The following is a 13353-nucleotide window of genomic DNA, read 5'->3' on the forward strand; positions in this document are numbered from 1 at the left end:
CTCAGGCAAACACCTGCAGGCTGCGCGGCGGCAAGGCAACCCAGATGTCCTGGGCACCGAGGCGTGGCATGGCTTCGGGGGCCAGTTCGGCCAGCAGCGGATGGCCGGGCAATTGTTCCAGCTCAAAGCTCATGCGGCAGCGGTTGCCGAGAAAGGTGATTTCGCGGACCTTCGCCGGGAACAGGTTTTCTTCATGCACCGGCGGGTTGACGCTGATGGCTTCCGGGCGGCAGAACAAACGGCCGGACCTGGCCTTGCTGGCGTTATCGTCCAGGCGCATGTTCATACCGCCGACCTGGGCATGGCTGTCGCTGTTGCGGCTGAACGGTAGCCAATTGCCCTGGCCGACGAACTCCGCCACGAACGGCGTGGCCGGTCGGTCGTAGATTTCCTGGGGCGTGGCATATTGCTCGACCTTGCCGTTGTTCATCACGGCGATGCGGTCCGCCATCAACATGGCTTCGTCCTGGTTATGGGTGACCATCAGGGTGGTAATCCCCAGGCGTCGTTGCAGTTGGCGCAACTCGGTGCACAAGTGCTCGCGGACACGGGCGTCGAGCGCCGACATCGGTTCGTCCAACAGCAGCAAAGAAGGGGCTGGCGCCAGAGCACGGGCCAGAGCGACGCGTTGTTGTTGGCCGCCAGAGAGTTGGCCGGGGTATTTCTTTTCACTGCCCAGCAGGCCGACCAGTTCGAGCATCTGGCCGACACGCTTGCGCACTTCATCGCGGCCGCTGCCGGTGAGGCCGTAGCCGATATTCGCTTCAACGGTCAGGTTGGGAAACAGCGCGTAGGACTGGAACAAAATCCCGTAGTCCCGTGCCTGTGGTGGCAGCAAGGAAACATCCCGTTGGCCAAGGTAAAGTTCGCCGCTGTCCTGGCGCTCCAGACCGGCGATACACCGCAGCAAAGTGGTCTTGCCGCAACCGGACGGGCCCAGCAGGCACACCAGCTCACCGGCCGCGACGTCCAGCGACACATTGTCCAGCGCAGTAAAGGCGCCGAAGCGTTTCTGGATACCGCGCACCTTCATCGGCGCGCCGGGGTTGGTCAGGGCTGTGTTCATGGAGGCACCTCATCAAACTGATGAAGGCCATGCTAGAGGGGCAATGCGTCCCTGATGTGGCAGGAAGGCAAAAGGGAGTGATAGTGGTATTGGTGGATTTGGGTAGTAACTACAGAGATGTGTTGTTTGGGATCCCGCTTTCGCGAGCAAGCCCGCTCCCACATTTTGACCGCATTCTCATGTTGGAACTCGGTCGAAGGTGGGAGCGGGCTTGCCCGCGATGGCGATCCAAAGGCCAGCACAAAACCTCAGAGCGGCGACATTTCCTGCGCCAACCCGAGAAAGGCAGCAGGCAGGCGAGCCCCTTTTCTTTCCTTGAGGCAGTACAAATACTCCGGAATCTGCGGCGCGTTCTCGATGGTCAGCACGCGCAACTGCGGGTCATGGGGCACTTCCTGGCGGGCGATGATGCTGATACCGATATTGCGCAGCACGGCCTCGCGAATCGACTCACGGCTGCCGATTTCCAGCAGTGGCCCGTAATTCACACCCGCGCCTTGTAACAATTCTTCGGTCAACCTGCGCGTGGTCGAACCCGCCTCACGCATCAACAGCGTGTGCCCGGCCAACGCACTGAGCGGTACATGCTCGAGGGTGGCCAACGGGTGATTGCGATGCACCGCCAGCACCAACGGATCGGTGCCCAGTACGCGCCGGATCAGACGAGGGTCTTCCAGCAGTTGCGAGGACGCGGCGACATCGACGCGGTAATCGTCCAAGGCTTCGAGCACCTGCTGGGAGTTGCCGATTTCCACCGACACCTCCACGTGGGGCAGGCGTTCACGAAAAGCTTTGACCAGGTCGAGAATGTAATACGGCGCCGTTGCGGCAATCCTCAAGGCACCCTGGACATGGCCGCTGTTACGCAGGAAAAACTCGATATCGGCTTCCTGCTGCAACAGCGTCTTGACCATTGGCAGCAGCCGCGCACCTTCATCGCTGACGGTAAGGCGGCGGCCGCCCCGGTAGAACAGCTCAACGCCGTACTGGCTTTCCAGATTGCGAATCTGCGTGGTGACGGTGGGCTGGCTCAGGCCGAGTTTTTTCGCCGCCTGGGTAATGCTGCCCAGGCGGGCGACCATAAAAAACGCCTTCAACTCGGCACTCAGCACGCCACCCTCTCATCGTCTATTTGCGCAACAGGCGCAGGCCATTGAACACCACCAGCAGGCTCACGCCCATGTCGGCGAACACCGCCATCCACATGGTGGCCATGCCGAGGAAAGTGACCGCGAGGAAGATCGCCTTGATCACCAACGCCAGGGCGATGTTCTGCTTGAGGATACGCGACGTTTGCCTGGAGAGCCGAATGAAAGCCGGGATCTTGCGCAAATCATCGTCCATCAGCGCCACGTCGGCGGTCTCAATGGCGGTGTCGGTGCCGGCTGCGGCCATGGCAAAACCGATCTCGGCACGGGCCAGGGCCGGCGCGTCGTTGATGCCGTCGCCGACCATGCCCACCCGGCGGCCTTGGCCGTAGAGGGTTTCGATGGCGTGCAGTTTGTCGGTGGGCAACAGGTCGCCCTGAGCCTGGTCGATACCGACCTGGGCCGCAATCGCCTGGGCGGTGTGGGTGTTGTCGCCGGTGAGCATCAAGGTCTTGATGCCCAGGTCGTGCAACTGCTGGATGGCTTCGCGGCTGCTGTCTTTAACGGTGTCGGCCACCGCGAACAACGCCAACGGGCCGGATTTATCGAGCAACAGCACCACCGACTTGCCTTGTTTTTCCAAGGCGAAGAGCTTTTCTTCCAGCGCAGGCGAGCACAGGCCCAAGTCTTCCACCAAGCGGTGGTTGCCCAGGTGGTAGGTTTCGCCGTTGATGTCGCCGCGTACACCGCGACCGGCCAAGGCCTCAAAGTTATCCACAGCGTGGCTCGGCAGGTTTTTATCCACAGCTGCGTTGGCAATCGCCAGCGACACCGGGTGGTCGGACCGCCCGGCCAGGCTGGCAGCCAGGGCCGGCGCGCTGTCCGCGACGTTGGGGAACAGCGGCAAATAGTCGGTTTGCACCGGTTTACCGTGGGTGATGGTGCCAGTCTTGTCGAGGGCCAGGTAATCGAGCTTGTAACCGCCCTCCAGGTACACGCCGCCTTTGATCAGGATGCCTTTGCGCGCCGCCGCCGCCAGGCCGCTGACGATGGTCACCGGGGTGGAGATCACCAAGGCACAAGGGCAGGCAACCACCAGCAGGACCAACGCACGGTAGATCCAGTCGAACCACACGCCCGCCATGAACAGCGGTGGAATCACCGCCACGCCCAAGGCAAACAGGAACACGGCCGGAGTGTAGACCTTGGCGAAGCTGTCGACAAAGCGCTGGGTCGGTGCCCGCGCGCCTTGGGCTTGTTCTACGGCGTGAATGATGCGCGCCAGGGTGGAATTGTTGGCGGCTGCGGTGACCTTGTATTCCAGAGAGCCGGCTTGGTTGATGGTGCCGGCGAAAACTTTATCGCCCACGGTCTTTTCAATCGGCAGGCTTTCACCGGTGATCGGTGCCTGGTCGATGGTGGATTGGCCAGCGGTGACTTCGCCGTCCAGGCCAATGCGCTCGCCGGGCTTCACTCGTACGATGGCACCAAGATCGATGCTTTTGACTTCTTGTTCCAACCACGAGCCGTCAGCCTGTTGCACCGTGGCCTGTTCCGGGGTCATCTGCATCAAGCCGCTGATGGCATTGCGCGCACGGTCCAGGGACTTGGCTTCGATCAACTCAGCCACAGTAAACAGGAACATCACCATCGCGGCTTCGGGCCACTGGCCGATCAGGATCGCGCCCGTCACGGCGATGCTCATCAGCGCGTTGATGTTCAGGTTGAGGTTTTTCAGGGCGATCCAGCCCTTTTTGTAGGTGGTGAGGCCGCCGCTGAGGATCGACACCAACGCCACCAGAGCAATCACCCAGGTCGGTGCGACACCGGTGAAATGCAGCACCTCGGCACCCAGCGCGCCGACGCCAGACACTGCAAGCGGCCACCCGTGTTTCTTGGCCGGCGGCGCAGCGGCCGGGGTGCCTTCTTCAATAGGATCGGCTTGCATACCGAGGGACTTGATGGCGTCGACGATCGGCGCCGTGCTCGGCAAGTCATGGGTGACGCCGAGCATGCGGTTGATCAGGTTGAATTCCAGCTGCTGCACACCCGCGAGCTTGCCCAGTTTGTTCTGGATCAGCGTCTGCTCGGTTGGGCAGTCCATGGCTTCGATGCGAAAGGTGCTCAGGCGCGAGCCGGCGGTCGGCGCTTCGCTCAGCGTGACCACGGCAGGCGCGGCCTTGCTTGCACAGCAGGAGCCGGCATGGCTGGCGTGGTCGTGCTTTTTGACAGGCGTCAGTTTGGCGCCGTGATCGTGGGCATGATCGTGCTTAGGATCATGATCATGCGGGTGATCATGCTTTTTGGGGGTGTGGATGGAGTCGCTCATTCTGTCGCGTCCGTAAAGGTGCCTGTTGCCAAGTAAAGACCCTGTAGCCACTATAGGGTCAAGCACCCATTTGGAGATTGCTGCGATGAAGATCGGCGAACTGGCCAAACTGACCGACTGTCAGGTGGAAACCATCCGGTATTACGAGAAAGAAGGCCTGCTGCCGCCTCCGGCACGCACCGACGCCAATTATCGTGTGTACACCCAGGCGCACACCGAACGGCTGATCTTTATCCGCAATTGCCGCAGCCTGGACATGACGCTCGAGGAAATCCGCAGCCTGCTGGGGCTACGCGACAGCCCCCAGGACCAGTGCGAAAGCGTGAATGCCTTGATTGACGAGCATATCCACCACGTAAAGGCACGGATCGACGGGCTGCTGGCGTTGCAGGTGCAATTGCTGGACCTGCGCCAACGCTGCGGCGGTGGGCCGGATCTGGATCAGTGCGGGATTTTGCAGCGGCTGGAAGTCAGCGGGAGTGTCGCGGCCAGCGAGGCAGAGCCTTCGCACGTGGGCAGAAGCCACGGGCACTGAATCAAGTCAACACGGACCCAATGTGGGAGCGCGCTTGCTCGCGAATGCGGTAGATCAGTCGATATTTCCAGCGACTGACCCACCGCTTTCGCGAGCAAGCCCGCTCCCACAGTGATCAGATAGCCACGTCAGCCTTGATGCTCGGGTCGGCGTCGTAGCCAACGATTTCAAAGTCTTCAAACTTGTAATCGTAGATCGACGCAGGTTTACGCTTGATCACCAGTTCCGGCAGCTTTTTCGGCGTACGCGCGAGCTGGGTGCGGATCTGTTCCATGTGGTTGCTGTAAGCATGGGTGTCGCCGGTGGTGACAATGATCTCGTGAGGGATCAGGTCGCATTGCTGAGCCAGCATGTGAGTCAGCATGTGAGTCAGCAAGGCCAACGCGGCGGTGTTGTACGGCAGGCCGAGCAATTTCACCCCCCACTTTTACTGCACATTACGCTGACTTGTAATGCCTTCCAAGCAACTTGGTATATGTGCATTATAGCTTTTGCACATTACCTGCGCAACCCCTAATACTGGATAAACCACCAGTTTTCTAAAGTCCTTTCCAAAGCTCATCTTCTCCTGAAGCCCCCGAAATACGGGGCCTCTAGCCAAGAAATTGACTCATCCTGGCAATGTGCTATCCATGGTGTCGGGGAAATCAATCGCCCTAGGATCAGCTCCAGCGCTTCCGCAGACGCTAAGACGCAAACAGCAGGGAGAATCGATGCGCCTAGATCAGATGCCATACCACTCAATGCCCACCTTGGCAGTTCTTCCGTTCCGGCAATTCCGCATCGGATGGACGTGGCAGCTGCGAGCACTAAAGCTCTTCCCCGAGTCCCAGCTGTCCTGGAAGCGTTACTTCTACGATAACGGCAGTGGCCATGCGAGGGCGGCTGTTTTCGCCTCCTACGAGGAGGCCATGGAAGCGGCAGACGAGTTCAACAGCCGCACCAATGAACTGGTGGCTCAGGCGGTACCAGATCCTGTGCTTCAGAGCTCAACCACCCTGAAAGTCGAGAAAGCACTGACGGCGGCGCGTCGCATCCACGCAGAAGAAGAGCTCATGGAGCGCGAAGCAATCAAGCGAAACGCCCATTTGCCCCGTCCCAACATGCAGGAGCTGAAACTGCACAATACGATGGAAAGCTTGCGACAACCCCTCTACCAGGAGCTTGAGCGCGCTCCTTACCTGGAGATAGTTGCCATCCCGAGATTCAACATGTGCCTTCGTCGTACCGAAGACCAGACGTGGGAACAGATCGGAGCCTTGTCTCCCAAACGCTCGCAGATTTGCCTGCGAGAGGTGACAGCCAAAGGATTCGGTCTTTCGGGAGCAGATCACTGGGGGAGAACGAAAGCACAGATTCGGGCACTGCTTCTTCCCAGAGCCAATCAGCTGCTGCAGTTAGCGAGCGTCAAGCAAATGCTTGCCGAGGCGAGGATGCGCGGCCAGAGAGTAGTGGTCTGCGGTGGCTTCGTGTTCTGGTATGAGGACGACGTGGTGCCACGGTGGGTGCTGAAAAACACGGATGGCGAGTCCAGCAGCGATGAAGGAAACACCTTGTGGTACGAGGGAACGATCTTATCCAAGAACCATGGCCGGATCGTCGTGCTTCCCTATATCAAGGAGAGCGGGGAAAAGGTTCAAGGGCACACAAAGAATGCACCACACGATGGAAAGGCCAAGCCTCGGCACCCTGACCAGTACGTCACCCTTCCTTTTGAGATTCTGGACGGCGACCTCATGATTGGACTATTTGGTGAGCTCCACTATGAGTAATGCACCGACTACTCGGACATGCCATTCACCTAAGGAGAGCAGATGATCACGAAGATCAAAATCCAGGGCTATCGGATCTACTCAAGACTGCTCGAACTGCCGGGCAAGGAAACGAAGCACTGCGTGTAAATTCTCAAGCCCTTGCGGGGAGAAGATGCCCGCGCGTGCTCCCGCTTTATGGTACTGCTCGGCGAGATACAGCCCATACTGATCCTTGCTGGGCAATGTACTCAAGCTCAGCTTGTCTTGGACAATCCTGAGACTGTCCTCACCCACAAGGAACTCCAGCGCTCCGGTCTCATAGGCCGTATCAATATCGGCATAAGTAATGACGAGCCGATCAGGTAGGAGATACTTTTTCCGGTATCGCTCACGCTCTTGTCGACCGGCTTTGTCGTCATCTAGGAGAACGATGAATTTCTCGTCTCGCCCCATCAGAAAGCTGATCAGATTCCCAAGCGCACTCGAACCGACGCCAGGGACGATCGTGAATTTTATCGGGATGTCACACGTGATCGATGCCGTTTTGAAGGCGTAGTAATCCGAGATCCCCTCCAAAATTACGAAAGGGGCTGAGCCGACTATCTCTGGAACGACATATTGCAGCCTCTCCAAGACCGGCTGGAAGTGATACGTCCGGCCCGGAAAATTGTTTATGAACTGTTTGTACTTGATCGCGGCGATTTTTGCCGGCAGGAACTCCAGATCATATCCGTCTGCTTCATCATGCTTGGCTGACTGGTTCTCAACGATGTAAGCGCCTGAGAGCCACCTCGGATCGACCATATGATGACTGTGGGTGGAGTAGATGATTTTGTCTCCACTGCCGACCATCTGATCAAAATATTTTAACAGCTCAGCTTGCGCACGGCTGTGCAAGTTGGCGGCAGGTTCATCGAACACATAAATTGTCTTTTGCTTGCTGCTTTCACCCTTGAACTGTGTCAGTAGCAGGAAGGTGAAAAACCATCTGAAACCAATCGAACGCTCACTGACTTTGTAATCGGAGTCTCCATTGCTCACAGCAAATGAAACCATTGCCGTGGGTGTGTCAGCCCCCGTAACAGACCACTGCAGTTCGATTCGTCTTGCTGTCGTCTCGCGCGAAAACACACGCTGCCAGCCACCTATGACCTCAGTTGTCAGCGCTTGCGAGACCTTCTTGAACACTGCGTCGATCTGATTCTTTTCATGGCTTCGATAAAAGGTATCGAGCCATTGAGGGCCATTTTTCTCACGGTACTGCGCAATGCGCCTGTTGATATGTTCGTCTACATCTTGACTTGTAGACGCTATGATCTTTGCTAGGATCTCCCGATAGTGCCGTTGCTCATAACTTTCCCCTTGAAACGGGGCCAGTTCAATTTCCTCAGGCACATTGATCAGGAATGTTGGAAAGTAGGCGACCGTTGGCACACCCTCAACCACCAGCTCGGCGACCCGCTCCCACAAATCCTCGTCAGGTTTATCAGGGTGCGCATAAGGCTCAAACTCAGCTTCCCTTGGCCGTTTGGCATTTAGCTCCAAGCCGAGGCTGCCCGTGCTTTCGCCTTTCGGATTCTTCGCAAAGCTGATTTCTTTGGTGATCCGAAACTTTTTGCCCAAAGCCTCTCTGTCGACTAAAAGCCCGAATTCTTCTGCCATCTTCTCGATCGCAGTTATTTCGTCTTCGTCCAGCTGCACCGTGGCAGCGACAGAAACGGTTCCCTTGAACGAGCCCTTCTGGCTGGCGGGAATGAAGGTGAACTCTTCGTTATTCTCAGGACTGAATTCGTAGAGACTGGAGACCGACTTATCGCTGCTGACGAACTGCGATATCGCTTCGAGAATGGTAGTTTTACCACTTTCGTTTAGGCCGATCAGCATCACAATCGGCGTATCACTCTTGCCTGAGAGCTCAATGCGCGTACTGACTATGCCTTTGTAGTTCTTAATCTCAAAATCGAGGATTTTCGACATCAGCAAACACTGCCCTGTGTTAGCACGAACTGAGCCATGCTAGCGTTCACCGCTGAACTTGGCATGCTTGAGCCCTGAGCGTAAGGCCAACAGCTTTCGGTAGCCTATTGGCAAATTGGAGCCGGCAGGGTTAGAGTGCTGGCACTCTAGCATTAGTCATCCCGCTGTCAACAGCCATCGGTTTGACGCCAAGATTAGCTGCGTTGTTTCACATAGGGATATTGGGGAACGTAATGTCAGGTTCAGATGGCAAGCTTTTCCGGGACTACATAGCGGGAGCTCCGACAGAGACCGCCTGTGACAGGCTCTACCTTCAGACTCACCTTGCTTCTCCGAAGGCCGATGTGGTTGAGCAGATCAAAGTCGGCGACACCCTGCAAATGACAGTAGGCGTCGCAGGCAGTGAACTTTCCGCCCTTGCTGTCTGGAATGGACACGTTGCAGGAGGTATCGCATCCCCGAAAGCGATTCGGCTGATCGCCTGCATTCAAAACGGTACGCAGTACCGCGCGCTTGTCACGTCCAAAGTGGGTGGCCAGATTGCGCTCAAGATCTCTCCGGTCAAGCAGGAGTGACTTAATGATCAACGTCGTTGGCGGGGTTTACTACGAACAGTGCATGTGCCCCACATGGCAGGAACTCTTCGGCTCGGGCGGTCGAGGCGCTACAGCGATAGCGCGCCTGGGTGGAACGGTTAACCTCACGACCTATGTAGACAGCACCGCAGAGTCGATTCTTCGCCTGAGGTCGGCTTTGGAAGGCTTCACGCTAGAGCCCCATGCCATTGATCGCAGCCTGCAATTCCGCTATACCCACGGACTGTCTCATCCATCTCTACATCCCTCGCCCAAGCAACAGCACAGCCTGCAAGTATGTGCAGCAAACGTCGTACGCTTTGGCTTCCTGGAAGGTGACTGCGTTGTGGATGCACGCCAGGCGGTGTATGACCCACAGAGCGCCACCGCCCCAGCGCCGTTCCATGAGAACGGCTCCAAGGCAGAGCGACTGGCACTTGTCCTAAATAGAAACGAAGCTGAAGCGTTGCATGACAGCAGTGATCTGAGCGCAACTGACTTGGCCCGCGCCCTTGCCAAGTCGCAGCACGCCGAAATCGTCATCATCAAGATGGGCCCAGCCGGCGCACTGCTGTTGCATGAAGATCGGACACACCACATCCCCTCATTCGTGACGCCCAAGGTCTGGAAGGTCGGGTCAGGAGACGTCTTCGTCGCGACCTTTGCCTACTTCTGGATTGAGGAGGCGCTGCCCCCACTGGAAGCGGCGATGCTGGCTTCACGGGCAACCGCCTTTTATTGTGAGTCCCAAGGCTTCGCGTCGAAGGCTGAACTCAGCGCGTACAACCCCGACGCGGCCAGCATGCCGAAGAAGTCGAAAAGCGGTAGAGCCCCTCTGGTATATCTGGCAGGCCCCTTCTTCTCGTTGTCACAGCTTTGGCTGGTCGAAGAAGCGCGGAGTCAGCTCCTGGCGATGGGGCTGAATGTGTTCTCTCCGGTGCATGACGTCGGGCACGGGCCCGCAGAGGAAGTCGTGCATCAGGATCTTGAGGCCATTCATGAGTGCGATCTCATGCTCGCTATCGGTGATGGTCTCGACGCCGGCACGATCTATGAGATCGGCTACGCGCGAGCACTCAAGAAGCCCGTCATCCTGTACGTGGAAAACGAGTCGGAGGAGGATCAGAAAATGATGGCCGGATCCGGCTGTATCATCTCCGATGACTTCGTGACCGCCATTTACCAGACCGCTTGGAAGGCAGCAGAACTATGAAGCGCGCTCTTCTATTGTCAGGTGGCATGGACTCACTCGCCATCGCCTGGTGGCTGCGTCCCGAAGTCGGTATCACGCTGAATTATGGCCAGTTGGCCGCAGAGGCCGAGATCTCCGCCTCCACCACCCTCTGTAAACAGCTCGGTATTGAGCACCATGTCATCTCGATCGATTGCCGCGCTGTCGGCTCCGGCGACATGGCGGGCGGCAAGGCTGATGCACATGCACCTGCAAGTGACTGGTGGCCCTATCGCAATCAGCTGCTCGTCACACTGGCGGCCATGAAGGCAATCAGCCTGGGTGTGAACACGCTCTACCTGGGCACTGTGAAGTCGGATGGCTCACACCGCGACGGCACACCGGAATTCATCGCGGCGATCAACCAGCTGATGGTCATCCAAGAAGGTGAGATGACCGTCGAGGCGCCTGCGATTCATCTGAGCACGTTCGAGTTAGTCAAAGAAGCCAACGTCCCATCCTCAATGCTCGCCTGGGCTCATAGCTGCCACAAATCAAACGTGCCCTGTGGTAACTGCCGAGGCTGCTACAAGTATTTTGAGGTTTGGCACGAGATCGAGCATGGACTGGATCACGCTGAGTAGCCCAACCGTAAGGCCAGAGCCAGGGCACTATCAGCCGTACGCCTGGCCTGATGGCCGTTTTCATGCGTTGCCCGAGGTAGAAGGTGTCCGCGAGCGGGACATCTTCTACCTTCTGGAGAACAGACGCACCAGGCGAACGTTCCAGGCCTTGAGCGATGATCAGTTGAGCCAGCTACTGTGGCGCAGTACACGTACACAAGCCATCGCCGAATCCGACTACGGCTTCGATCTGGAGCTTCGGCCCACCCCATCTGCTGGCGCTATCCACCCCATCCACATCCTGGCCCACCTCCCGGGCGCGGCGAACTGGTGCCGCTACGACAGTCGCCGGCACGGCCTCGTTGCGATACCAGGGTCATTGGAGGCCCTCGCAGGATTGACTGAGCAGTGTCAGCAAACCCTGCCCAGCGAGCAGGCGACGCGGTTGCTTCTGGTGGCCGAGCTTGGGAAAACAGCTGCCAAATACCAACACGGCGAAAGCCTGATCTGGCGGGATGCAGGGGCACTGTTAGCGGTGATGGCAGTGGTAGCTGAGGCTTTAGACTGCGTGCTCTGCCCACTGGGTATCACGGGGGAGCCCTGGGCCAGTCGACTTGCCCCGCCAGGGGTGCTTACCGGCGTGGGACTTGTCCTAGTGGGCGGGCCGACACTGAGGGACTAGGCTGCCTTCAAGCCGGTCTGGTTCAGCAGGCTGTGCACGACGGAACGCGCGGACATCATCTGGTACCACATCAGCGCGTCGAGCTTGGATGGCCGAACCTCAATCGCTTTGCTCAGCGCAAGAAACTCTGCTTCCAGCTTCAGGTAGTGCCGCTCCACCGTGAGGCCAGGCGTAAAAAAGCCCGCTAACGCCCCTGCGCGCAAAATGTGGATATCCAGGATCGCGACATCGTCGGCATCGAGCCAGTTGCGAGCAATCCAAGAAGCGGTTTTGTAGCCAATGCCCGGCAACTTGAGTAGCCAGTCCCGAAGCGCCCGCCCGGAACTCAAGGGATAGCCCCCTGCGGCCAGAGCAGCGAGCGCGGCGTGCAGGTAACGCGCTTTCTGTTTGGCAAAACGGTAGCGTACCGAGCGGCTACCGATATTCAACGGAACGGTTAGCCACGCCTGCAGCTGCTCCTCACTAGGCAGGCCCCCTTCAAAAGCGCCATGGTTTCTCAGGTGGGCGAATGCTGCCAGTCCGACGTTCGCTGGAATTCCGTGGCCGCCCAGTACGCATGCCCCGACCTCCTCTGCCAACGTGGCTCCCAGCTTGTAGTTGAGCGGCTCAGGTTCCTGGTCGTTTGCCCATACTTGATAAGCCCAGTAAGCGGGGGACGGGAATGCTTCGATCAATCCCCACGCAACGCCCGGGAGCACTTCGATCTTGGCATCAGGAAAGTCGCGCTGGTACAGCGTGGACTCAACAAACACTACGCCGCTTTGCATCATCGTGCCTCCTGAGCGGGGCCATAGGTCTGCGCGATCCAGTGCAAGAAATCGTTGCGCTCCACGGACTCCATCGCCGCGATACGATCACGCAGTCGTGACTGACGCCTGGCGATGGTCTGACGCTCCCGGAACGTATCGCCCAGGTAACGGCTATCGTGCAGTTCCTGAGGGGCAGCGTAGTTCATCCATACGCATTCCTCCCGCAGATCCGTGTGCGTTTTGGCCGTAAACGTGACCTTCCTCCATCCATGGAGCATGTCGTTGTACAAGGCGCTGTCGTAGCCGGAGATCATCACCTTGCACGGCACGCTGCACAACGTACGCAGCAGCTGTTCATGCTGGCTCTGATCATATTCGTACCGGTAGATCTTGGGGCGACGACGCGTCTCTGTCACATACGGAGGATCAGCATAGATCAGCTCGCTGCCGTCGTAAGTGAAACTGTTCAGATAGCTCGACGCGTCACCCAGGATGAGCTCAAGGCCTTCAACCTGGTGATCAGTCCACGTGTCATGAACGGCAGGATCAACGTCCACCGCGATGTTTCGAGCTGCAGTTTTTTTGTGACGCAGGACTGCGCCCGCCCCCAAGTGCGTCTCGATGTAGGTCTGATGCGGAGGCATCAAATTGATCAAGCGCTGATAGCACTTGCCCTTCCCGCCTGGATATCTCATGCCCCCATCATCGTCAAAAGTGACGATGATGTCAATGGAAGGCTTGGGTTGGGCGAGTCTCGCGATTGCGAACATTGAGAAGACGCGCCCTGGTGAGCGCCCGCAGTCC

The 13353-nt window shown here is 58.1% G+C and carries 12 protein-coding genes and 1 pseudogene; 6 read left to right on the forward strand and 7 right to left on the reverse strand.

What is annotated here, in order from left to right:
* Position 1 precedes the first annotated feature (1 nt).
* The 3 genes from A7D21_RS18265 to A7D21_RS18275 form a co-directional block, all read right to left on the reverse strand.
* Positions 2-1066 (reverse strand): putative 2-aminoethylphosphonate ABC transporter ATP-binding protein, encoded by a 1065-nt coding sequence (locus A7D21_RS18265; RefSeq protein WP_053258513.1) that lies wholly within the window; start codon positions 1064-1066, stop codon positions 2-4.
* 248 nt (positions 1067-1314) lie between these two features.
* Positions 1315-2178 (reverse strand): LysR family transcriptional regulator, encoded by an 864-nt coding sequence (locus tag A7D21_RS18270; RefSeq protein ID WP_069552302.1) that lies wholly within the window; start codon positions 2176-2178, stop codon positions 1315-1317.
* Between the two features lie 16 nt (positions 2179-2194).
* A complete protein-coding gene (locus A7D21_RS18275) occupies positions 2195-4483 on the reverse strand; it encodes a heavy metal translocating P-type ATPase (protein ID WP_069552303.1) in 2289 nt (762 codons plus the stop codon).
* Positions 4484-4568: 85 nt separating this feature from the next.
* Between A7D21_RS18275 and cadR the strand changes: the two genes are divergently transcribed.
* The gene (cadR, locus tag A7D21_RS18280; RefSeq protein ID WP_053258516.1) at positions 4569-5018 is read left to right on the forward strand and encodes a Cd(II)/Pb(II)-responsive transcriptional regulator; all 450 of its coding nucleotides are present in this window, start codon (positions 4569-4571) and stop codon (positions 5016-5018) included.
* A gap of 115 nt (positions 5019-5133) precedes the next feature.
* Here cadR and A7D21_RS18285 read toward each other — a convergent pair.
* Positions 5134-5427: pseudogene (locus A7D21_RS18285) on the reverse strand (thymidylate synthase); the annotation flags it as partial.
* 304 nt (positions 5428-5731) lie between these two features.
* Here A7D21_RS18285 and A7D21_RS18290 point away from each other — a divergent pair.
* Positions 5732-6790, forward strand: a complete 1059-nt coding sequence (locus A7D21_RS18290; protein ID WP_069552305.1) for a hypothetical protein — start codon at positions 5732-5734, stop codon at positions 6788-6790.
* Between the two features lie 81 nt (positions 6791-6871).
* Here A7D21_RS18290 and A7D21_RS18295 read toward each other — a convergent pair whose 3' ends face one another.
* A complete protein-coding gene (locus A7D21_RS18295) occupies positions 6872-8749 on the reverse strand; it encodes an AAA family ATPase (RefSeq protein WP_058410826.1) in 1878 nt (625 codons plus the stop codon).
* Positions 8750-8982: 233 nt separating this feature from the next.
* Here A7D21_RS18295 and A7D21_RS18300 point away from each other — a divergent pair, with 233 nt between their 5' ends.
* From A7D21_RS18300 to A7D21_RS18315, 4 genes are read left to right on the forward strand one after another with little or no spacing between them, the layout of a single operon-like run.
* Positions 8983-9324, forward strand: coding sequence for a hypothetical protein (locus A7D21_RS18300; protein WP_063613477.1), 342 nt, complete (start codon positions 8983-8985; stop codon positions 9322-9324).
* 4 nt (positions 9325-9328) lie between these two features.
* Positions 9329-10537 (forward strand): PfkB family carbohydrate kinase, encoded by a 1209-nt coding sequence (locus A7D21_RS18305; protein ID WP_058410827.1) that lies wholly within the window; start codon positions 9329-9331, stop codon positions 10535-10537.
* Positions 10534-11139: a 7-cyano-7-deazaguanine synthase gene (locus A7D21_RS18310; protein ID WP_058410828.1), complete on the forward strand. Its 606-nt coding sequence runs from the start codon at positions 10534-10536 to the stop codon at positions 11137-11139. The genes A7D21_RS18305 and A7D21_RS18310 overlap by 4 nt, the downstream gene beginning before the upstream one ends.
* Positions 11117-11800, forward strand: a complete 684-nt coding sequence (locus A7D21_RS18315; RefSeq protein ID WP_058410829.1) for a SagB/ThcOx family dehydrogenase — start codon at positions 11117-11119, stop codon at positions 11798-11800. The genes A7D21_RS18310 and A7D21_RS18315 overlap by 23 nt, the downstream gene beginning before the upstream one ends.
* On the opposite strand, the gene A7D21_RS18320 is transcribed toward A7D21_RS18315, so the two are convergent.
* Both A7D21_RS18320 and A7D21_RS18325 read right to left on the reverse strand, forming a co-directional pair.
* A complete protein-coding gene (locus A7D21_RS18320; RefSeq protein WP_228385891.1) occupies positions 11797-12570 on the reverse strand; it encodes an 8-oxoguanine DNA glycosylase in 774 nt (257 codons plus the stop codon). The genes A7D21_RS18315 and A7D21_RS18320 overlap by 4 nt on opposite strands.
* Positions 12567-13319, reverse strand: a complete 753-nt coding sequence (locus tag A7D21_RS18325) for a DNA adenine methylase (RefSeq protein WP_236713077.1) — start codon at positions 13317-13319, stop codon at positions 12567-12569. The genes A7D21_RS18320 and A7D21_RS18325 overlap by 4 nt, the downstream gene beginning before the upstream one ends.
* Between the last annotated feature and the right edge of the window lie 34 nt (positions 13320-13353).

It is taken from the genome of Pseudomonas sp. AP19, assembly GCF_001728855.1.
Taxonomy (GTDB): domain Bacteria; phylum Pseudomonadota; class Gammaproteobacteria; order Pseudomonadales; family Pseudomonadaceae; genus Aquipseudomonas; species Aquipseudomonas fluorescens.